Source organism: Sulfurimonas lithotrophica (assembly GCF_009258225.1).
Classification (GTDB): Bacteria; Campylobacterota; Campylobacteria; order Campylobacterales; family Sulfurimonadaceae; genus Sulfurimonas; species Sulfurimonas lithotrophica.
Map to the genome: position 1 here is coordinate 2,027,473 of NZ_CP043617.1, position 19,912 is coordinate 2,047,384.

Sequence of the window (19,912 nt, forward strand, 5' to 3'; positions counted from 1 at the left end):
TGTTAACCTCGTTTTTGACTATATTCTTGTTTTAATTTTTCAATTACCGTTATAAGGTCATTTTTTAAATTGGTAATTTTTCCAATGTACTCTTCTTGATTATCGTATCCGTTTTTTTCCAATAGATCTATTATAAGGTTCACCTCTTTGTGTATTTTTTTATGAATAGTTTTCAACTCGTTAAAACTTTCAAATTTTGAAAAATATTTTTTCCCGTTATTTTTAAGCCACTTTCCAAGTCTGCACGATTCGTGTGAAAGATGAGGGGCATCTTCGAGACTTTGTCTATTTATACTGTCTATTACCAACTGTATCCAGTACTTGTGATTACTCTGAGCAAGAAGCAGTTCAAAGTCACCTCTTCTTGGAAGGTTTTTTGATACTATTTTTAATCTTGGGTCTGGAATATAATTCTCAAGATATACAACCAAGTTATCAAAACTCATAGGTTTTGCTATGGTATACCCCTGAACACTGTCACAACCAAAGTCAAGCAGCATCAGTAACTGCTCAATACTCTCAGCTCCTTCTGCGACAACCTCTATCTGAAAAACTTTTGCGAGTGAAATAATAGCATTTACAATAGCCATATCTTCAGAGTTATGAAGCATATCAAATATGAAACTTTTATCTATCTTTATGCTGTTTATATTTAACTCTTTAAGGTGCGTCAGTGACGAATATCCCGTACCGAAATCATCCAGTGAAAAACTAATCCCCATTTTATTTAGTTCATATATTATGTCGTTTGTATGGTTTATACTCTCAAGTGCACTGTTTTCGGTAATCTCAAACTCTATATCGTTAAAGTAAGAGTGATCTATATTTACTTCAGATGCTATCTGCTTTATTTTCTCTACGAAGGTAGTTTGTTGGAACTTTTTGGGAGAGATATTTACAGAAAGAGACACGTCAAGATTTTTCTTTTTGAGTTTTTTAATAGCTAAAAAAGATTCGCGTATCACCCACTCATCAAACTTATAAATAAGTTCATCATTTTCTATCAAAGGTAAAAACTCATTCGGGCTAAGTATTCCAAGTATAGGGTGGTTCCATCTTGACAACACTTCCATACTGTTTATTTGTAGATTATGCGCACTCAATTTAGGTTGAAAATATAGTTCAAACTCTCCGTTGTCTATCGCTTTTTCTATTTTTCTTAAAGCTCTAAAGTTTGCCCTTACCTTCACATGTTCTTTTATATCAAAAAAATAAAATTGATTTTTACCGTTCTCTTTAGCTTTATACATGGCTTGGTCGGCATGCCTTATCAAAGTATCGTCATCCACATGATCTTCAGGATAGATTGACACACCTATACTTGCGGAAATTGTGTTTATGATTTTTTCCCGAAAGTTATATGGGGCTGAAACGACATGGAGCACTCTTAGTAGAACTTTTGCGGCATCTTCGGGAGTTGAAATGTCACCAAGTACTATTACGAATTCATCACCGCCTAATCTTGCAATAGTATCTTCTGGTCTGATTATGTTCTCTATTCTTCTTGACACCTCTATCAGGACATAATCACCAGCATCGTGACCTAAAGAATCGTTAACATCTTTAAATCCATCAAGATCCATCAAACAAATCGCAACTATATTTTTTTCTCTTTTTTGATTTGCTATCGCACGTCTTATCCTGTCCGTAATAAGAAGTCTGTTTGGAAGTTTTGTTAAAGGGTCATAATAAGCTATGTTTTTCAAATCATTAGTATTTTGTTCAACAGTATATCTTTGCATCTCTGAACTTATAAAACCAGAATATAATTTAATTATACTCTCTGCGAGATTTTTATCTTTTATAGGTTTTGTATCTATAACTACAAAGATGCCTATTGGTTCTTGGTCTTTATTCGTAATAACTATACCTGCGTAAGATTCTATATGCATAGTTTGTACAAGTCTGTCATCGGGAAAGTTTTTAGATACTTCATTAGGATATACTACATAGTCATAAATAATTACGTTATCGCAAGGAGTATTTTTAAGATTGTAATGAAAAGTTGTTATCGGTTTATCTTTTGCCCAACCCGAAACTACATTCATTCCAGTCGAAGATTCATCAAGTTTACCTACAAAGGAGTATTCAAAACCAAAGTTTTCAACTATATACCTACATATAGATTCATAATATTCTTCCCCTTTAAGCGGTGCAAAGGTCGTAGTTAATTTTGAAAGAGCTTTTAATAAAACTTTATCATTACAATCTTTACTCAAAGAATTTCCCTATTAATTTTGTTTTCCTCTACGTGCATTGTATCTTATAAAACTTTAGAGTAAATTTTTGAACCTACTATATTCTAAAATAACTTAGTTATAATTTCAAAATGAGTACAATCATCTATTCTATCCTTGGCATCTATATATTTATCATAATGGGTTATCTATCAAAGATGAGCTTTAAAGAAAAAATAGATGACAAAACCATTACAATATTAAACGTATATTTTTTACAGGTATTTTTAACTTTTTGGGGCTTGTTAGTCCGTCCCGTTGATATTACACTTTTGTATGCACCCTCTATTTATTTTGGAATTGTCATCGTAGTTATAACAATCTCCGCAATTCTTGCAAAGTTTTTGTTTGAAAATAAAAAAGAATACTCTATAGCCACAGTGGCTGCTATAATAGGAAATACGGGAAACCTAGGGATTCCGCTAAATATTGCAATTTTCGGTGAGGAGTCAATTCCTTATACGACTGTAGTAAACTTGGTAAATGTTTTTGTTGTTTACACTATGGGGGTTTATTATTATTCGCGAGGAAGTTATGATGTTAAGACATCTCTTTTAAACATAGTAAAACTTCCTATTTTATGGGCGGCAATCTTAGCTATAGTTTTAAGCGTAAATAACTATAAACCAAGTGAAGTGGTTATGAATACTCTTATGATGGGTGCTTATGCATCTATGACAATGCAACTGTTTTTATTCGGTATATATCTATACGGTACAAAAATAAAAGAGATAAGTAAAAAACTTGTTGTCTGGGTGCTTTCTTTTAAGTTTATAATCTTGCCTATCGTTACCTTTATAGTGCTTAGTTTTATAGAACTGGATGCCATGATAAAAGGGATAATCTTTATAGAACTTCTGATGCCTTTAGCTGTTGCAAATGTAAATTTGGCTTCTTTGTATGAGTGTAAACCGCGAGTAGTTACTGCACTTGTGTTTATATCTTCAATTGCATTTTTGGGAATTATCTTTATCGGAGTGGAGGCATTAAAATGGTTATAAAAAATATTGTTTTATTTTTTTCTCTGCTTTTATTTCTCGGATGCAGTGACAACTCTATATCAAGCGTTCATAACAAAAAGATTTTAGAAAAAGACATAGAATGTATGAGACTTTTGGTTTTTCCTCCGAATGAAAAAATAGAATCTACCTTAAAGTCATTATATGATTTTAAAAATGATTGTGATTTAGACTTTATAGTTTCATATAAAAACTCCATAACTTGTAACTCTAACCAAAACGTAGATAAAAAAGCTTACGGGATGCCAAGCGGATATTTAAGATATGAGATAAAATCGGGAAGAAAACTTTTTTACAGCTACTACATAGATTTAGACGAGGACATAACAAAACAGGATGTAGAGTCAGGTTTTGAGAGAGTAAAAAAAGCTTTACCTTTTAAATAATACTCTCTAGTTTATTTACACCGTCTTTAATAACTTCTACACTCTCGTGTGTATTTACAGAGAGCTTATCTACTTCCGATACTTTAGAGATTATATCTTTGGTTTTAGATGCATTTGTCGTATAACCCTGAACCGTTTCTTCTGCTACGTGAACTGCCTGCATTATAACTTCGCTTATTTCATCCACACTTGAAGATGCTTCTTTTGAGACCATAGACAAAGACTCTATATTGCTTGAACTTTTATTCATCTGATCACTGGTATCGCTTATAGATTGGCTAACTACATTTATGGTCGCATTTATCTCCGTAAGTGACTTTTGCGTACGTTCAGCCAGCTTTCTAACCTCATCTGCAACAACCGCAAATCCTCGACCGTGTTCACCCGCACGTGCAGCTTCAATAGCTGCATTTAAAGCAAGCAGGTTTGTCTGCTCGGCGATATCTTCTATAACGTTTATAACTTCTTTTACCTCTTTGGTATCTGATGAGACTCTGTTTAAATCATCTGCCAAAATATTTTGCGACATAGATGCCTCATGCAACTCTTTTACTATCTCCGATATCTCATCTCTAATTTTTATAAGTTCATTACTGACTTCTTGTATATTCTCTTTTGATTTACTAGCTTCACTTAAGCCTTCTGAGAGCAAAGATTCGAGTTCATTGCCTATTCCGACGATATGTCCAATCATATCTCTTTCGTTTCGTATATTTTGAGTTACGTGTTGATAATCCGAGTCTATTTGATGAATCACTTTTTCTATCTCTGCGGCATTCTCATCGTTTCTCTGTGCTTTTAAAAATATCTCTTGAAACCTGTTTACGTGTTTTGCAGCTTCACTGAGTTCTGAATTAAAATCGTTTTTTAAAACAACTTCATTTCCGTGTTCTAATCTGTCTAGTTGTTCTATGAGTGATTTTGTCATATCAACGCCGTTTGATTTTTCATCCAAATCGTGTATCAATATAACTACGGCAATTACATACTGAATAACTTGACCTATGATATTATCGGTAAAAAAAGTACCGTTGATTATGAGCAACACAATACCGACATAATGAACTAACCGCATACGAAAAAACAGAGATTTTATCATGAGGAATCCTTTTGACATAATATTAACTTATAAAATATAAATACTTTATTAACTTAATATTGAGTTATTTTTTGAGAAAAGATATAATTTCGCAATGAATAAAGACTTTAAACAACTCGCAATCATCGGTCCTACCGCATCTGGAAAAAGTGATTTAGCTATAAAAATTGCTAGCAAAATAGATGCATATATATTATCCATAGATTCACTAAGCATCTACAAAGAGATAGATATTGTCTCGGCAAAACCATCTAAAAAAGAATTGGAACAAGTAAAACATTTCGGTATAGATGAGATTTACCCAAACGAGTACTTTTCTGTCGATATATTTATAAACTTATATAAAAAAGTTCTAAAGAGATGCAAAAAAGATAATAAAAACCTAGTTATTGTAGGCGGTACGTCTTTTTATCTAAAGTCTTTACTGCAAGGTTTATCCCCTATTCCTGAACTTAGTCCGGATGCAAAGCTAAATATTGACAAAGCAATGCAAGACTTAGAAGGTGCCTACAGCTTTTTAAAGCTCAAAGATGAAGAGTATATGCAAAATATCTCTGCAAATGACAGATACAGAATAGAAAAAGCTCTTATCGTTTACGAGGGCTCAAAAATGAAACCTAGCGAGTGGTTTAAACAAAACCCGCCTAAGCCCGTAATAAAAAACTTAAGCATATTTAACATAGACGTATCCCGAGATGTACTTCGCAAAAGAATCCAAAAACGCACAAATAAAATGTTAGAGTCGGGTTTAATAGATGAAGTATGTTATTTGGAGCAAAAATATACACGTTCACCAAACTCTATGGGTGCTATAGGTATAGTTGAAGTCTTAGACTACCTCGATGGGAAAACAAGTAAAGAGGAGATGCTTGAGTTAATATCTACCCATACAGCACAACTTGCAAAACGCCAGCAGACATTTAACAAAAACCAGTTTGAGAACATAGTATCTGCTCCGCTTGAAGAGCTAGAAGAGATTATTTTAAAAGGTTTTAAATAATATGGCTATATTTGCTTTACAATCCCCTGCAGGCGGTTTTTTAGATGAGGATATGCAACATTTTAACAAAAAATTTGATGATTGGTGTGTACAGTTTGACAACCTTGAAGATGCAAATCTTATAGCTTCAACTCTGCAAAAGAGAGAAAGTGTAGAGATAGTCGAGATAACACCGCTTTCTTATCCGCAATACTTTTTCCCCACCCTTCAAGGTGATATTCATGCAACCAGACAAATAGATGATAAAATAATCTGTATCCTAGAACCCCATATGAGTTCCGGTTACAGACTTGCCGTGTGTGACCTTAAAACCAAAAAAGTCAGAATAACGCCTACAAGATACAAAAGTGTTTTAAGCGTTGAGGGTGCTTTTGCAAACTTTGAAGAAAGATCAAATATATAAACCGACTATAGATTATGAAACGTAGTTACCTGCCGTTTACATAGAACAACTAAAATTTTCATACATAGTTCAATTGAGAAGGAATGTAATGAAAAGAATTTTTTTCTTAAAGACTAGTACAGTCTTTGTTATATTGTTGGCTACAAATGTTGTTGAACCGCTTCTTGCAGTTGAAAATATACCTGAGATTACTCAGAACAAAGTAAAAAAATCATCGGTCATATATGCTGTTTCACAAAAGCTTGAAAACAAAGGACTTAATCCTGACGTAGCGCTAGAGAGAGCTTCAGCTATATTTGCTGAAAATATTGATACCACAATAATAAAACTACACCATCTACAAACACATCCTAAACTAGCTTTAAATACCGATGAAATGATTGAAGCACTTGCTAAACGTGCACTTTTTGAAAAGCCTGTAAACCTGGAGAGTTATGATTCTGTAACAGGATTTGTTCAAGATATTAAAGGGCATAACCTTACATCTAAAGAGCGTGATGCTATAAAAGAGATTGTCAAGCTAAATAGCAGTTTTGCTTAACTCTTCGTTTTTACAACTGTTATGCGAATCTTGTAATACTTCAAAAGGTAGTAAGCATACAAAAATTTCAAATGATTATGAAAGATGGTACTGATAAATGTACAATAAATCAGTCGAATTCAATCAAAAACCCACGGGTGGTTTTTTGATTAAAGAAGAAAACTGAAAGCCAAATGTGTAATTATAAGTTTGAAAATGAAGTTAGTAAAACAATTGTCTATCAATTTTATGATATAATACATCTATACATCACTACGTAAAGGAATATTTATGCATAGATTAAATTTAACAATAGATGAAGCACTATATGAGCAAGCTAGAGCAGTAAGTTTTATTGAAAAAAAATCAATTTCACAAATGATTAGAGAAAGTCTTAGTGAATACATTGCAAAAAATACAAAGACAAAACAACAAGCTGATTTAATCCTTGAGGCTGAAGATGAAAAAGAAATTTTATCAATATTAGCAAATGAAGATTTTACTTCAAATGAAGATTTTAAAAATAAATTTAACTTATGAAAATATCATATTCTAAAACATTTGAAAAGAAGTTTTCCAAATATGATAGAAAACTTCAAGAGAAAATATTTAATGCTATTCAAAATTTACCAGATGGAGATGTTAAAAGGTTAACAGGTAACGATATACCTCCAATTTATAGAATTAGAATCTCAAAATATAGAATACTTTTTCATATGAATGAAGAAGAGATAAAAATACTAAAAGTTGATAGTAGAGGTGATATTTACAAGTAGTGCATAAGGCTATTCAACAAGTTAAAATGACAGCTTTTAGCACTAAAATTACAATCTATTTTTTCTGTTTCTTTCTAAAGAGATGATACTGCTCATTTTCACAAATCTCTTCTATGTAGGACTCTGGACATTTTTTTACATTTGACCAGATGCCAGAAGGCAGTCTAACCTCCAAAGTGCCTTTTTCTCTAAACTTTATGATTTTTTTATGACTCAGTATTTTTTCAGAGGGAGAAAAATCCGCCTTAGATAAATCAACATCTTTTCTGTAGTAACAGGTTTGTTTTTTAAAATTTCCCCAGTTTGGGATTCCATCTTCGGTATATGCTACTTCATGTCCGTTTGAAAATCTAACCATTATGACATAGTGGGAGTCTTCATAACACTCAACTATCTTACCCTTACCGAAAATTAGTCCGTAAACTTTGTCGCCGACCTTTGCATCATCAAAATAAGCCATTTTTAATATCCATTATTTTTTTAGGATATTAACTCACAAAGGTTATGGAAAGGTTACAAAAACTATATTGTTAAATCTTTATAACAATCAGGTCTTCTGTCTCTTAAAAGTCCCCAGTATATACGCTGTTTTCTATTTTCTTCAAAATCATATTCAGCGTATATTATCTCCTCTTTATCACGGCTGGCTTGTGCTACTAAAGCACCAGTATAGTCAGTCATAAAAGATGAACCGTAAAATGTAAGTGCACAACTCTCACCTTCTTCAACCCCGATGCGGTTTGCCGCTACGACGGGAACGGTATTAGATGCGGCGTGTCCCATCTGCACACGTTGCCAATGATCTTTTGAATCTACATGAATCTCAGGCTCACTTCCGATAGCCGTTGGGTAAAAGATGATATCAGCACCCTTTAGTGCTAAAGCTCTTGCACTCTCACAGAACCACTGATCCCAGCAGATTCCTGCACCGATGCGACCGTACTTGGTCTGCCAAACTTTAAAGCCCGTATTACCAGGAGTAAAGTAAAACTTCTCTTCATATCCCGGACCGTCCGGTATGTGGGTTTTACGATAGTTATCGCCTATAGTTCCGTCTGCATCTATAACTACAAGGGAGTTATAGTACTGCACACCTAAATCTTTAAGTTCTTCTTTTTCAAAATAAGAAACCAATATCACAACATCAAGTTCATCAGCCAAGAGTGCAAAACGCTCTATTAGTTTATTATTTTGAAGTGGAGTCGCCCACTCAAAATATTTTTTATCTTTATCTTTGCAAAAGTATAAACCTTCAAACAGCTCAGGCAGTAAGATAATTTTAGCTCCATTATAAGCAGCTTGTCTTGTAAAAAACTCAGCTTTATCTACATTTTTATCTTTATTTTTACTCATTGCCATCTGAATAGCTGCTACTTTTACCATTACTTAACCTCTTGCAGTTACTTCTAGTAAATGAAAACCAAATTGTGTCTGTATAGGACCTTGAAGTTCACCTACATCACCGCCGCGAAATACTGCTTCATCAAATTCAGGAACCATTTGCCCCGGAGTAAATCTACCTAAATCTCCACCGTTTGCACCAGATGGGCATTGTGAATTTTTAGCAGCTACATCTGCAAAATCAGCTCCGTTTTGTATCTCTGTTTTTAGAGCATTACACTCATCTTCACTCGCTACTAGTATATGTCTTGCTTCTGCGTAAGCCATGTTTTTATCCCTTAATTTTATTTCATTATAAACTATTTTATGAAATCTAATTCTACAAAAAATTAATTAAAATTAAGTATAATAGCACCAAAGAAAGGCGATAATGAGTATATTTAAAGCACAGGTTTACGAGATTAAAAACGTAGATGCACTTCACATTGTAAAGTTTTCCTATGCAGACACTACTCTTTCTATGATGAGTTTAGAACTTGACTCAAACATAAAAGTAGGTACAAACGTACATCTTTACGCAAAAACAAACAATATAGCTTTAGCAAAAAATCTTACAGGGGATTTAAGTTACTCCAACCAAATCAAAGCGAAAATAAACTCGATTCAAAACGGCGAACTTCTAAGTAAAGTAATACTTCAAGGCGACATAGGAACTTTTGAATCGGTAATAACAAAAGACTCTGCATCCAGAATGGCTTTAGAAGCAGGCGATGAAATCGTAGCACTTATAAAAGCAAGCGAATTAAGTATCAGCGAGGTTTTAGATGACTGAGTTGGAATTTGGACCATTTTTACTATCGTTTAAGTTAGCAGCCATAACTACCGTACTGCTTTTTATTTTAAGCATCCCCCTTGCATGGTGGCTCTCACAAAGTAAAAGCAAAACAAAGCCGTTTTTTGAAGCCGTCACGGCATTGCCTATAGTACTGCCACCCTCAGTCCTTGGGTTTTACGTACTCATAGTACTCTCTCACAACTCTCCAATCGGAGCATTTTTTGAGGATGTATTTGGGATAAAACTCGTTTTTACGTTTAGCGGTTTGGTAGTGGCTTCTTGTTTTTACTCTCTGCCTTTTATGGTACAACCCCTTCAAAGCGGGTTTGAGTCTTTAAATAAAAATATGCTTGAAGCATCTTACATAAGTGGAAAAAGCAGATTTCAAACACTTTTATTTGTAGCACTGCCAAACATAAAACCTGCAATCCTTACGGCTATTATAGTTACATTTGCACATACCGTAGGAGAGTTTGGAGTTGTACTGATGGTGGGTGGAAGCATACCAAACGAAACAAAAGTTGCAGCAGTTGCTATTTACGAGATGGTTGAGATTATGGATTACGGCTCAGCTCATATATACAGTGCCATTATGCTTGTGCTAAGTTTTATAGTCTTACTTGGCGTATATATATTTAACCAAAAATACAAAACCAGGTTTAGCAAAATATGATTAGCTTAGATATCCGCAAAAAACTTCTAGGGATAAACTTAGATGTAGATTTAGAGATAAACAGCGGTGACTTCATAGCTCTAAGCGGAAAAAGCGGCAGCGGAAAAACTACGCTTTTGAGAATCTTGGCAGGTCTGGAAGATGCACGGGGCGAGATAAAAATAGAAGATGAAATCTGGCTAGATGCAAAAGTTAAAAAAGCTATTCAAGAGCGTGAAATAGGTTTTGTATTTCAAGACTATGCCCTGTTTGAAAATATGAGCGTAGAGAAAAACCTTTTGTTTGTCTCAAACGATAAAGAGTTGTGTGAGCATCTGCTAAAAATAACCCATATGAATGAGTATAAAAACCATCTTCCAAGCCAACTCAGCGGAGGGCAAAAACAGCGTGTAGCTATATGCCGCGCACTTATGCGAAAACCAAAACTTCTGCTTTTAGACGAGCCTTTATCTGCACTTGACCCGCAAACCCGTTCATCCCTGCAAAGTGAGCTTTTAACTCTGCATAACGAATTTAAAACTACAACTATTTTAATAAGCCACGATCCCAGCGAGATATATAAACTAGCTTCCAGAGTTATAGTCCTAGATGCAGGAAAAGTTATAAATGACGGTAGTCCAAAAGATATACTTTTAAAAACAAAAGGGAGCCAGAAGTTATCGTTTTCTGGTGAGCTTTTAGATATAAAAAAAATAGACGTAATCTATGTTGCAATAGTAGCTATAGGTCAACAGATAGTCGAAGTTGTAATAAACGAAGACGAAGTTCAAAATTTAAAAATCGGAGATTTAGTCAGCCTTTCTACTAAAGCGTTCTCTCCACAGATTAGGAAAACATGAAAATTTTTAAAACAGCCATAATATTATCTATACTGCTTTTACTGGTATTTGTAGGTTTACAGTACTCTTGGTTAAACTACACCTCAACAATCTCTAAAGATTTATTCACTAAAGCATCAACTAAAGAAAAACTTGTAGATTTTAAAGAGTTAGAACAACTTCCAAAACCTGTTCAAAACTACTTTAGCTTAGTTTTAAAAGACAAGTTACCCATCATCAACAAAGGCTATATCTCGCAAGAGGGATCTTTTAGAATGGATGAGGAATCTAATAAATACTCAAAAACCGAAGCAAGACAATTTTTTTCAACTACTCCAAAAGCTTTTACATGGCATGCAAAAATAAACATAGATGCCAGTGTATATGTAAATGTATTTGACTCTTACACAGATACAAAAGGTGCTCTTAAAGCTAAATTTTTATCCCTTTATACGATTGTAGATGAGCATGATAAAAAAGAGTTAAGCGAAGGTGCATTACAAAGATACTTAGCTGAAGCCATCTGGTATCCGACTGCCCTGCTTCCAAATCAGGGAGTTATATGGAGTGAAGTAGATGCCAACAAAGCCAAAGCTACGCTCAAAGACGGTGAAAACACTGTTTCTTTAGAGTTTATGTTTAACAATAAAGGTGAAATCACTTCTATCTACTCACCAAAGAGGTATAGAGAAGTCGATGGAAAATATATAGCTACGCCTTGGCTATGTGAAGTCTCAAACTATACAGATAAAAACGGCTATCTAATACCACAAGATGCAGAAGTTTCTTGGATATTAGATAGTAAAAAATTTACATATTATAAACTAAATGTAAAAGATGTGAAATATAATTAAGTGTTAGTTGCGTTTATAGCTAAATATAAACGCAAATATAGTAAGGATTATATATAACCCACCTATATAGTAAACTTGTTCTACTTTTGTAATCGCTTCAAAATAAAGTATAGCTACTGTACCGGACATTAGTCCTATTGCCGATAAAAGAGTTACTATGAGTGACGAATGTGTATGTTTTCGTATTTTAAAATTTGTATATGCCATAAGAAGTGATACAAGCAAAAACGTTACACTTCCAAACTCAAGTATAACTACTAAATTACCGCTGAGTATCAAACAAAATGTAAGTATCGCCATGGTTATTATGGAATACACGGGTATATTATTTTTTCTTTTTGTTAAAAACTTTGGGAAGTATCCATCATTTGCTATAACCGATATAAGCCTTGATGAACCAAAAAGAGTGCCGCTTATTGCAGAACTTGTTGCCAACAGTGCACCGATAATGACTAGTTCTGCACCTATATTTCCAAGAACCTCGCCTGCTCCTGATGCCAAGGCATATTCTTGATTTTGTATAATGTTCTCAAACGGAATAGCCAATATTGCCCCAATAGAGATGATTGCATAAACCAGTGTGGTAATAAATATTGAGCTGTAAATTGCCCTTGGTATATTTTTTCTTGGATTTTCCATCTCCTTTACGGCATTTATAACAAGTTGAAAGCCCTCATATGCTACGAATGTAAGAGATGCAACAATGACAATAGATAATATATTTATATCTTCATGATTATGTAAGATTTTTGGAATAGTAGTATTTGAATTATTTATAAGTACGAATGAGATTATAACCAAAATAATCAGCTTGGTATATACCATTAAATCTTCTATCTTACCCATACCTTTTACACTCCAGACATTTATAAGCGTAAATATAAAAATGATTAAACCCGCTACCGCTTTTCTTGCTATTTCACTGTTTGCAAATTCAAACCCGCTAATTGCATAAGATGCAAAAGTATATGCATAAAGTGCAAGTGTACTTATATATCCAAATGTTACCCACCAACCGACTATGGATGCGACTAATCTTGATTTTGGAAAAGTTTTTTTGTAAAAAGAATATGTAGCACCTTCATCTCTGTAATAAAGTGCAAGTTTTACGTATGAATATGCGGCTAAAAGGGCAAGTAAACCACCAAGTACAAAAGCTATGGGTGTAAAAACACCGACCATTGATACGGATATACCCAAAACGGAAAATATACCACCTCCTATCATTCCGCCTAGTGCAATAGCAATAAGCTCAAGCAGACCCAAAGACTTGTTACGTTTTCTATGCATACTCGGCATCTGTATCTCCATTATAATTCAAGCAAAACCGTATCCCGCCTTGTTTGTTCAAACTTCCTGCATCCGCTCTCAAATGCACCGCTCTCGCCAACTATGATGCATCTGTGCTTGGCACGGGTAATAGCCGTATAAATAAGCTTTGTATTGTGCATGATAAAGTGTGAAAAACTCATAGGCATCACAACTATATCGTACTCCATACCTTGAACTTTATGTATAGTCAGTGCATATGATAACATAAGATAGTTTTTCAATTCATCATAATCATAAACTACGACTACATCCTCATTTGGATAAAAAACAAACACCTGTTCTTCATCCTCATCTATTTTAAAAAGTAGTCCGCTCATTCCGTTAAATATACGTCTTTGAGCCGAATCTTCGTTTTCTTTAAAAGCAGCACCGCTCCACGACGTCATATTTTCATTTTTGGTGTGTACCACCTTATCCATCAAACGAAACTCTAACTCACCGCGTTTTACACATTTTTTTGGGTTTGGATTAAAATACTCCTGCAAAACTTTGTTTAAGTTAGATGTTCCAAGTGTACCGCCCTTCATAGGAGTGATAACTTGAAAATAGTTCAGATACTCTTTTATCTCTTTGTTTTTAAGTCTATACCTTGCTTTCTCTAGTGATTCAACAACCAGATGCAAGATATGGTTTATGATATTTTGGGAGTTTTGTTCACGTATATCGGAAAGTTCACTCTGAGATAGCTGATTTTTTAACGCATAGTAGTTTTGGATGCTTATATCTACAAATTCAAAATCATCGTATTTTTCTCTGTAATGTGGAACTATACCTTGTCTAATATCATTTGCTATTAGCGTTATAGCTTGGTTTTCACTCTGTCTGTATATCTTTGTAAGTTTTACAATAGGTGCTATTTGAAGGCTTAAAACATCACTTAAAACATTTCCGGCACCGATTGGGGGAAGTTGTGCATCATCACCTACGACTATAAGTATTGCATCTCGATGCACCTTTGCAAGAAGTCTTGCAAAAAGAGATGAGTTTATCATAGATGCTTCATCTATTAACATCACTGAAAATGGAAAGTCGTCTCTATCTTCATATTTGACTAAAAGCGACTGAATAGTGGCAGATTCGTATCCTGTAGTATCTGCAATTCTCTGAGATGCTATACCGCTCAAAGCACAGGTCATAATGTTCTTTTCATTATATTTTGTATTTAAAAGTTTGAGAATTGTTTTAGAAGTGGTCGATTTACCCGTACCGGCATATCCTACCAAAAAAAGTATATTGGCACCGTCATTTAGAGTTTTTACGGCTTGTAGTTGTTGTTCACCGAGTTTTAACTCGCTATTTTCTAAAAAAGCATCTAGGTTTTTAACTAAAACATCATTTTGTTTTTTAGCCCGTCTGACAAACTCATCATACAGGTATTTTTCTGCATCGTAGAGTCTTGCAGGTGAAACCCTGCCGTTTTTCATAAGGACTATACTTTGTTCACCCACACGCTCAACAAGTATTGCCTCATATAGATTTATGTCAGAAAAACCAAGCAGCTCATTCAAACCATTAAAAAGTATCTCTTTGGATATACATGAATTTCCCTGAGATTCACAATAATCCAAAAGGACATAATCCATTGCCGAACTTAGACGATTTTCATCATCTTCTTTTACGCCCATCTTAAGTGCCAACTCATCCGCACGTTTAAATCCTATGCCATCAATAGAAGTTAAAATATAAGGATTATTTTTTATCTTTGTGCATGGTTCTTCTACATCTTTTAGTGCAGATGCTATAGTTGTAAGCAATGCGGGAGAGACGTCGTATGGGCTTAAAAATTCTCCAAGTTCTCGCATTGAACGAAACTTTTTCCAAGAGCCCTGAATCTTTTTAAGACGTTTTTCTTTTATCCCTTTAAACTCCAAAAGTCTATTTATATCATTGTCTAAAATATCTACTAACTCATCTGCACCAAAATGTTCAATAAGCTCAGCCGAGAGTTTTTTCGTAAAACCTTTTACTATTTTATTTAAAAAGAAAAAAAGTTGATTTTGGTTCACTTTGATAGAATCGAACTTAAAAGTTTTTCCGTACTTTTTATGCTCCTCCCAATGACCCGTAAGTGTCACGGCAGACTTTTTTATATGACTTACATCACTTTCAAAATAAGTACCTGAGACCTTTTCGCCGCTTTTTAATACTGCTATAAAGAATCCGTCGCCGCTTTCAAAAAGGATGCGGTCAATCTGACCTATAAGGGTTTGAGACAAGTTACCTGCTTTCTTTGGATTTTTGAGTTTAAAACTTATCATAATATTACTTAAAATAGTGATACAATTAAAGACTGAATTATAAACTTTAATACAAACGGGGACAAATAATGGAAACCTTAAAAGACAGTGCACATCTTGATCTTGAAGAGTTAGCCCAAAGAAGAGCTGAAGTATATCTTAGTGAACAGTTTAAAAAACTTATATCGGATGCGGAAAAAAACGTACAACAGATTGAACCAAAAGATCTTGACTTAAACGACTTGGATATTTTGCTTTTGGATGTAAGAGAGCCTGAAGAGTTTGCAAGCGGATACCTCAGAAAAGAGAAACATCTTACCATACCTCGCGGAAAACTTGAATTTGTAGCTATTAAAAAAATATTTGAACAATACGGGCACGACGTGCCGATAGTCACTTACTGTTTCAAAGGTCCACGTGGACTTTTAGCGGCAGAACAACTTAAAAAAATGGGTTTTACAAATGTAAAAAATATAAAAGACGGTCTGATTAATTGGCTTGAAAGCGGAAGAACTCTAAAGAGTTATTTTGGAGAAATAACTTTAGTAGCAAAAAAGAGTTGAGTTTTAACCCTTAACTCTTTTTAACCTATCTTCCTCTTGTGCTTTATAAAGTTCTGCACAACCGCGTGATAGTTCACGTATTTTTAAAATATAGTTTTGACGCTCGGTTTGAGAGATTGCTTTTCTAGCATCTAAAACGTTAAAAGTGTTAGATGCCATCATACACAAGTCGTATGCAGGTAGAGGAAGTCCTGCTTTTAAAGTCTTTAAACACTCTTCGCTTTTAGCATTAAACTCTGCAAAAAGCATATCTGTATCAGCCACTTCAAAGTTGTACTTTGAAAACTCTATCTCACTCTCTTTATGCACGTCTTTATAAAGAGTCTTACCGTGTTCGTTCTCATTCCAAACGATATCAAACACATTGTCAACACCTTGAAGATACATAGCCAAACGCTCAGTTCCGTATGTTATCTCAACCGCAACGGGATTACACTCAACACCGCCGACTTGTTGAAAGTAAGTAAACTGAGTAACTTCCATACCGTTTAACCATACTTCCCATCCAAGTCCCCATGCACCGAGTGTCGGAGACTCCCAATTATCTTCGACAAAACGGATATCGTGTTTAGCTACGTCAAGACCAAGATACTCCAGTGATTTTAAGTAAAGCTCTTGAATATTATCAGGCGATGGTTTTATAAGTGTTTGAAATTGATAATAAGACCCTAATCTGTTTGGATTTTCTCCGTAACGTCCGTCTGTAGGACGACGAGACGGTGCTACATATGCAGTAGCCCAAGGCGTTGAATCGAGTGAGCGTAAAAAAGTAGCAGGATGAAACGTCCCCGCACCTGCAGGGATATCGTAGGGTTGAACAATATTACAACCCTCCTTCATCCAAAATTCTTGAAGTTTTAGTAGCATCTCGCTAAATGTTATCATTTTTATTCCTAAACAACTTAATTATTTATATTTTTGCAATTATATCAAAACTTACTTTATTGAAGTTATTCCCACTTAAAACGCTGTGTTTCTAAACCAAGACCTGCATATTCTTTAAATGAATTATAATAAAGCTTAGCTCCCGTATAACCCATTTTTTTATAAATTATATACCATTCTATTGCAGCATCTAGCTCATTTTCTCCATAAACGATTATATCATCTAGTTTACCGAGCTCTAATCCATATACATATATTTTTTCCAACTCTTCTTGTGTTCGGATTCTTTTATCTCTTAAAAATTTATAAAAACAGTATGAATTTTTTGCACCCGGAATATGTCCTGCATATATATCGTTTTCATTATTTGATATTCCGTAATATTTTTCTGGATATCTTGCATCTATAAGTTTGGATTTTTTATTGCTTTGAATATACTTTATATCTACAGATATATTTGTACTTGTTAAAACCAAATTACCCTCTTGTATATCTCTCTCTTCACGACTGGTAAGCATATCATGCTCAAATACCCAAGCCATGTACCCACCGTCCAATATACTCACGTTTTCAAAGCCGTGGGATATTAATACAAATGCCAAAAAAGCAGATTTTTTTATATCGTTGTTTGAATTACGTCCGTATATAACAACATTTGAGTCATTGTTTATACCGATATCCCTAAATATTTCCTGTAATTCTTCCATACTTGCTAAAGAAGAGTTTGTATCTGATTTTCTAAGCAGATTTGTATCAAAAGAAATCGCACCTATTATATGACTTTTCTTATAACTATCACTGACATCTATAATTACCAAGTTTTGCTCATTTAAAGCATCTTTTAGTGAATCGGTTGTTATAAAGGCATCATAAGCGTATATATTTATAATCGTTAAAAGTGTAAAAAGTATTTTTTTCATATCTGTCTTTAAAAGTTTGTAGTATCGCGGAACTGTGCTATTTCAGATTCAACCATCTCGTCTATCATCTTTGTAAAAAGCTCACTAATCATATTTGGAGATACGTCAAGTTCAATCGCTTTTGCACGTACACGTTGTTTTACGGCATCTATCCTATCTTCGTCTTTTACTTCTTCTATAGAGTTTTTAAAAGATGCCGCTTGATGAATATAACGATTCCTCTTTGCTATAAGTTCTACTAATTCATCATCAATCTTGTCAATCTCTTCTCTAACCTCTTGTAATGTCTTACACTCTTTCATAGTCATCCTTTTAGTTTAAAGTAATATTAACTAAAAATAGATAAAAATTTGTTAACATTTCTGTAACAATCTTTATATATAATTTTTATATCGATTCTCCATGTATAGTCTTTGACCTGACTCACGCAAAAGACTATACTTTAACAAAAAATTAAATCCCAAATATACGTTTATATGCATCTTCATAAGAAGTTTGTGTATCTTTATACCCTATTAAATCTCCAAATTCAACCTCTATAACCCTGTGTACACTGGAATCTTTTATAGCATCAGACAAAATCTTGTCTGCACGATTTTTGATAAAAACAGGGAGCATATCTATTTTATTCATTTTGGCAATCTTTTCTGCCCCGCCTTTAAACTCACCAAGTGGCTCGTCACTTTGGTTTCTTGTACCTTCGGGAAATATATATACGCTATCCCCGGACTTTACCACTTTTCTGATATCTTTAAAAAAACCGCTCATTTGCGAAGACTCGCGATCAAGTAAAATTGTCCCTGCATTTTTAACAAAAAGACCGAAAAAGAAAGAATCATACAGCTCTTTTTTAGATATCCAATGACCAAAAATCTCTCTGTTTTGCGTAGCTACCTCAATAATAGTCGGGTCAATTATAGTACGATGATTAGAGATTAAAAGATATTGTCCCTCTTTTGGAATTTTTTCTTCGTTGATAACTTTTATCTCAATATTTAGTTTTTTAAGTAGTCTTTTTGAGTACTCGGTTCTAATCTTTTTCTTCTCTTTTGAACTTGAAGCCTGTTTTAGCTTATATCCATAAATATTTGTTAAATATGTAGCATATAGCGCAATTTTTAGTTGATTAAACGTCACAAACTAACCTTTTATATATATACCTGTGTCTTTAACATCTATTAAATTGTCTTCTTGTAATTTAGTCAAAGTTCTTTTGTAAGCTTTTTTACTCATAGAAAAAACATCTACAATCAAATCGGCATCACTTTTATAGTTATAAGGCATCATCCCCTTATTTTGTTTTAGAAGTTCTAAAACTTTATCTGCATCAGAACTTTTCTTTTTTGAGCCTGTTGCTTGTAGCGAGATATCAAGATTTCCGTCTTTTCTTATAGTTTTTATATAAGCTTGTTTCTCTTGCCCTATCTCTATTTTTTCAAATACTTCATTTTTATAAATTAAACCTTCGTATTTATCTTCAACTATACATTTAAATCCAAGCGGTGTTTTTGAGATTATTACTATTTTTACCTCTTGATGCGCTTTTAAACCCTTTGGTTTTTGAGTAAAGAAGTCTTGAGTTTTTTCACTCCCCACAAGTCTATGTGTACGCTCATCATATACAACTTTTAAAAAACGTTTTTCACCTATTTTAAAAGGATTTTTTTGAAGTTTATTCGGCACAAGTAAATCTTTTGGCAATCCCCAATCGACAAATGCTCCAAACTTTGCTACATCTACAACTTCAAAAAAACCGAATTCATCTAACTTTGCCTTTGGTTGTAATGTAGTCGCTATCAATCTGTCTTCAGAATCCGTGTATAAAAACACGTCTATAAGTGAGCCGATTTGCATCTCTTTTGTCACATATGCCTGTGGCAATAACACGTCTTTTTCATCTTCTGATACTAAAAAAAGTCCGTGGGGTGTTTCTCTATCGACTAAAAGTGTATTTATCACTCCTAGTTCTAGGTGTTTGTTTTGTTCTTGCATTTGGTATTTCCGTCTATTTCTT

24 protein-coding genes are annotated in these 19,912 nt (G+C 33.9%); 12 read left to right on the top strand and 12 right to left on the bottom strand.

Translation table 11 applies throughout. From position 1 onward, the window contains the following. Positions 1–2 precede the first annotated feature (2 nt). Complete coding sequence (locus FJR48_RS10165; protein WP_152308016.1) at positions 3–2,219, bottom strand: EAL domain-containing protein; 2,217 nt, start codon at positions 2,217–2,219, stop codon at positions 3–5. Between the two features lie 110 nt (positions 2,220–2,329). On the opposite strand from FJR48_RS10165, the gene FJR48_RS10170 reads away from it, so the two are divergent. Beyond that, on the top strand, positions 2,330–3,238 hold the full coding sequence (locus FJR48_RS10170; RefSeq protein ID WP_152308017.1) for an AEC family transporter: 909 nt from the start codon (positions 2,330–2,332) through the stop codon (positions 3,236–3,238). Further along, on the top strand, positions 3,229–3,642 hold the full coding sequence (locus FJR48_RS10175; RefSeq protein ID WP_152308018.1) for a hypothetical protein: 414 nt from the start codon (positions 3,229–3,231) through the stop codon (positions 3,640–3,642). Before FJR48_RS10170 ends, FJR48_RS10175 begins: the two co-directional genes overlap by 10 nt. On the opposite strand, the gene FJR48_RS12485 is transcribed toward FJR48_RS10175, so the two are convergent. Then, on the bottom strand, positions 3,635–4,741 hold the full coding sequence (locus FJR48_RS12485; protein WP_223176124.1) for a methyl-accepting chemotaxis protein: 1,107 nt from the start codon (positions 4,739–4,741) through the stop codon (positions 3,635–3,637). The genes FJR48_RS10175 and FJR48_RS12485 overlap by 8 nt on opposite strands. Before the next feature lie 94 nt (positions 4,742–4,835). Between FJR48_RS12485 and miaA the strand changes: the two genes are divergently transcribed. The 5 genes from miaA to FJR48_RS10205 all read left to right on the top strand — a co-directional run bounded on the left by miaA (position 4,836) and on the right by FJR48_RS10205 (position 7,440). After that, complete coding sequence (miaA, locus tag FJR48_RS10185) at positions 4,836–5,741, top strand: tRNA (adenosine(37)-N6)-dimethylallyltransferase MiaA (protein WP_152308020.1); 906 nt, start codon at positions 4,836–4,838, stop codon at positions 5,739–5,741. Position 5,742: 1 nt separating this feature from the next. Continuing rightward, positions 5,743–6,144, top strand: a complete 402-nt coding sequence (locus FJR48_RS10190; RefSeq protein ID WP_152308021.1) for a hypothetical protein — start codon at positions 5,743–5,745, stop codon at positions 6,142–6,144. Positions 6,145–6,232: 88 nt separating this feature from the next. Next, positions 6,233–6,685: a hypothetical protein gene (locus tag FJR48_RS10195; RefSeq protein ID WP_152308022.1), complete on the top strand. Its 453-nt coding sequence runs from the start codon at positions 6,233–6,235 to the stop codon at positions 6,683–6,685. Positions 6,686–6,955: 270 nt separating this feature from the next. Continuing rightward, a complete protein-coding gene (locus FJR48_RS10200) occupies positions 6,956–7,204 on the top strand; it encodes a type II toxin-antitoxin system CcdA family antitoxin (protein WP_152308023.1) in 249 nt (82 codons plus the stop codon). Further along, entirely contained in the window at positions 7,201–7,440 is a 240-nt protein-coding gene (locus FJR48_RS10205; RefSeq protein WP_152308024.1) for a type II toxin-antitoxin system RelE family toxin, read from the top strand. The genes FJR48_RS10200 and FJR48_RS10205 overlap by 4 nt, the downstream gene beginning before the upstream one ends. A gap of 55 nt (positions 7,441–7,495) precedes the next feature. On the opposite strand, the gene FJR48_RS10210 is transcribed toward FJR48_RS10205, so the two are convergent. The 3 genes from FJR48_RS10210 to FJR48_RS10220 form a co-directional block, all read right to left on the bottom strand. Further along, complete coding sequence (locus tag FJR48_RS10210) at positions 7,496–7,900, bottom strand: hypothetical protein (RefSeq protein WP_152308025.1); 405 nt, start codon at positions 7,898–7,900, stop codon at positions 7,496–7,498. A gap of 62 nt (positions 7,901–7,962) precedes the next feature. Then, positions 7,963–8,823, bottom strand: a complete 861-nt coding sequence (gene aguB / locus FJR48_RS10215) for an N-carbamoylputrescine amidase (protein WP_152308026.1) — start codon at positions 8,821–8,823, stop codon at positions 7,963–7,965. Between the two features lie 3 nt (positions 8,824–8,826). Beyond that, positions 8,827–9,108: a peptidylprolyl isomerase gene (locus FJR48_RS10220; RefSeq protein WP_152308027.1), complete on the bottom strand. Its 282-nt coding sequence runs from the start codon at positions 9,106–9,108 to the stop codon at positions 8,827–8,829. A 103-nt stretch (positions 9,109–9,211) separates the two neighbouring features. On the opposite strand from FJR48_RS10220, the gene FJR48_RS10225 reads away from it, so the two are divergent. From FJR48_RS10225 to FJR48_RS10240, 4 genes are read left to right on the top strand one after another with little or no spacing between them, the layout of a single operon-like run. Next, the gene (locus FJR48_RS10225) at positions 9,212–9,613 is read left to right on the top strand and encodes a TOBE domain-containing protein (RefSeq protein WP_152308028.1); all 402 of its coding nucleotides are present in this window, start codon (positions 9,212–9,214) and stop codon (positions 9,611–9,613) included. Further along, complete coding sequence (modB, locus tag FJR48_RS10230) at positions 9,606–10,289, top strand: molybdate ABC transporter permease subunit (RefSeq protein ID WP_152308029.1); 684 nt, start codon at positions 9,606–9,608, stop codon at positions 10,287–10,289. Before FJR48_RS10225 ends, modB begins: the two co-directional genes overlap by 8 nt. Beyond that, a complete protein-coding gene (locus FJR48_RS10235) occupies positions 10,286–11,128 on the top strand; it encodes a sulfate/molybdate ABC transporter ATP-binding protein (RefSeq protein ID WP_152308030.1) in 843 nt (280 codons plus the stop codon). Before modB ends, FJR48_RS10235 begins: the two co-directional genes overlap by 4 nt. Beyond that, complete coding sequence (locus FJR48_RS10240; RefSeq protein ID WP_152308031.1) at positions 11,125–11,961, top strand: DUF6920 family protein; 837 nt, start codon at positions 11,125–11,127, stop codon at positions 11,959–11,961. The genes FJR48_RS10235 and FJR48_RS10240 overlap by 4 nt, the downstream gene beginning before the upstream one ends. Positions 11,962–11,964: 3 nt before the next feature. Here FJR48_RS10240 and FJR48_RS10245 read toward each other — a convergent pair whose 3' ends face one another. Together FJR48_RS10245 and FJR48_RS10250 are read right to left on the bottom strand one after the other, a co-directional pair. After that, a complete protein-coding gene (locus FJR48_RS10245; protein ID WP_152308032.1) occupies positions 11,965–13,260 on the bottom strand; it encodes an APC family permease in 1,296 nt (431 codons plus the stop codon). An 11-nt stretch (positions 13,261–13,271) separates the two neighbouring features. Further along, positions 13,272–15,551 (bottom strand): AAA family ATPase, encoded by a 2,280-nt coding sequence (locus FJR48_RS10250; RefSeq protein WP_241856061.1) that lies wholly within the window; start codon positions 15,549–15,551, stop codon positions 13,272–13,274. Positions 15,552–15,619: 68 nt separating this feature from the next. Between FJR48_RS10250 and FJR48_RS10255 the strand changes: the two genes are divergently transcribed. Beyond that, positions 15,620–16,093, top strand: coding sequence for a rhodanese-like domain-containing protein (locus FJR48_RS10255; RefSeq protein WP_152308033.1), 474 nt, complete (start codon positions 15,620–15,622; stop codon positions 16,091–16,093). 3 nt (positions 16,094–16,096) lie between these two features. Here the strand turns inward: FJR48_RS10255 and glyQ are convergent, their stop codons facing one another. From glyQ to FJR48_RS10280, 5 genes are all read right to left on the bottom strand, one after another. Beyond that, a complete protein-coding gene (glyQ, locus tag FJR48_RS10260) occupies positions 16,097–16,978 on the bottom strand; it encodes a glycine--tRNA ligase subunit alpha (protein ID WP_152308034.1) in 882 nt (293 codons plus the stop codon). 65 nt (positions 16,979–17,043) lie between these two features. After that, positions 17,044–17,898, bottom strand: a complete 855-nt coding sequence (locus FJR48_RS10265; RefSeq protein WP_152308035.1) for a sulfurtransferase — start codon at positions 17,896–17,898, stop codon at positions 17,044–17,046. Between the two features lie 8 nt (positions 17,899–17,906). After that, on the bottom strand, positions 17,907–18,200 hold the full coding sequence (locus FJR48_RS10270) for a chorismate mutase (RefSeq protein WP_152308036.1): 294 nt from the start codon (positions 18,198–18,200) through the stop codon (positions 17,907–17,909). 151 nt (positions 18,201–18,351) lie between these two features. Next, complete coding sequence (locus FJR48_RS10275; RefSeq protein ID WP_152308037.1) at positions 18,352–19,035, bottom strand: lysophospholipid acyltransferase family protein; 684 nt, start codon at positions 19,033–19,035, stop codon at positions 18,352–18,354. A 3-nt stretch (positions 19,036–19,038) separates the two neighbouring features. Continuing rightward, positions 19,039–19,890 (bottom strand): CvfB family protein, encoded by an 852-nt coding sequence (locus FJR48_RS10280; RefSeq protein WP_152308038.1) that lies wholly within the window; start codon positions 19,888–19,890, stop codon positions 19,039–19,041. Positions 19,891–19,912: the final 22 nt, after the last annotated feature.

Bases quoted from the DNA above. Each gene is read 5' to 3' on its own strand.
- FJR48_RS10170 (WP_152308017.1), top strand. From the start codon at position 2,330: ATGAGTACAATCATCTATTCTATCCTTGGCATCTATATATTTATCATA.
- FJR48_RS10175 (WP_152308018.1), top strand. From the start codon at position 3,229: ATGGTTATAAAAAATATTGTTTTATTTTTTTCTCTGCTTTTATTTCTC.
- FJR48_RS12485 (WP_223176124.1), bottom strand. From the start codon at position 4,741: ATGATAAAATCTCTGTTTTTTCGTATGCGGTTAGTTCATTATGTCGGT.
- miaA (WP_152308020.1), top strand. From the start codon at position 4,836: ATGAATAAAGACTTTAAACAACTCGCAATCATCGGTCCTACCGCATCT.
- FJR48_RS10190 (WP_152308021.1), top strand. From the start codon at position 5,743: ATGGCTATATTTGCTTTACAATCCCCTGCAGGCGGTTTTTTAGATGAG.
- FJR48_RS10195 (WP_152308022.1), top strand. From the start codon at position 6,233: ATGAAAAGAATTTTTTTCTTAAAGACTAGTACAGTCTTTGTTATATTG.
- FJR48_RS10200 (WP_152308023.1), top strand. From the start codon at position 6,956: ATGCATAGATTAAATTTAACAATAGATGAAGCACTATATGAGCAAGCT.
- FJR48_RS10205 (WP_152308024.1), top strand. From the start codon at position 7,201: ATGAAAATATCATATTCTAAAACATTTGAAAAGAAGTTTTCCAAATAT.
- FJR48_RS10210 (WP_152308025.1), bottom strand. From the start codon at position 7,900: ATGGCTTATTTTGATGATGCAAAGGTCGGCGACAAAGTTTACGGACTA.
- aguB (WP_152308026.1), bottom strand. From the start codon at position 8,823: ATGGTAAAAGTAGCAGCTATTCAGATGGCAATGAGTAAAAATAAAGAT.
- FJR48_RS10220 (WP_152308027.1), bottom strand. From the start codon at position 9,108: ATGGCTTACGCAGAAGCAAGACATATACTAGTAGCGAGTGAAGATGAG.
- FJR48_RS10225 (WP_152308028.1), top strand. From the start codon at position 9,212: ATGAGTATATTTAAAGCACAGGTTTACGAGATTAAAAACGTAGATGCA.
- modB (WP_152308029.1), top strand. From the start codon at position 9,606: ATGACTGAGTTGGAATTTGGACCATTTTTACTATCGTTTAAGTTAGCA.
- FJR48_RS10235 (WP_152308030.1), top strand. From the start codon at position 10,286: ATGATTAGCTTAGATATCCGCAAAAAACTTCTAGGGATAAACTTAGAT.
- FJR48_RS10240 (WP_152308031.1), top strand. From the start codon at position 11,125: ATGAAAATTTTTAAAACAGCCATAATATTATCTATACTGCTTTTACTG.
- FJR48_RS10245 (WP_152308032.1), bottom strand. From the start codon at position 13,260: ATGCCGAGTATGCATAGAAAACGTAACAAGTCTTTGGGTCTGCTTGAG.
- FJR48_RS10250 (WP_241856061.1), bottom strand. From the start codon at position 15,551: ATGATAAGTTTTAAACTCAAAAATCCAAAGAAAGCAGGTAACTTGTCT.
- FJR48_RS10255 (WP_152308033.1), top strand. From the start codon at position 15,620: ATGGAAACCTTAAAAGACAGTGCACATCTTGATCTTGAAGAGTTAGCC.
- glyQ (WP_152308034.1), bottom strand. From the start codon at position 16,978: ATGATAACATTTAGCGAGATGCTACTAAAACTTCAAGAATTTTGGATG.
- FJR48_RS10265 (WP_152308035.1), bottom strand. From the start codon at position 17,898: ATGAAAAAAATACTTTTTACACTTTTAACGATTATAAATATATACGCT.
- FJR48_RS10270 (WP_152308036.1), bottom strand. From the start codon at position 18,200: ATGAAAGAGTGTAAGACATTACAAGAGGTTAGAGAAGAGATTGACAAG.
- FJR48_RS10280 (WP_152308038.1), bottom strand. From the start codon at position 19,890: ATGCAAGAACAAAACAAACACCTAGAACTAGGAGTGATAAATACACTT.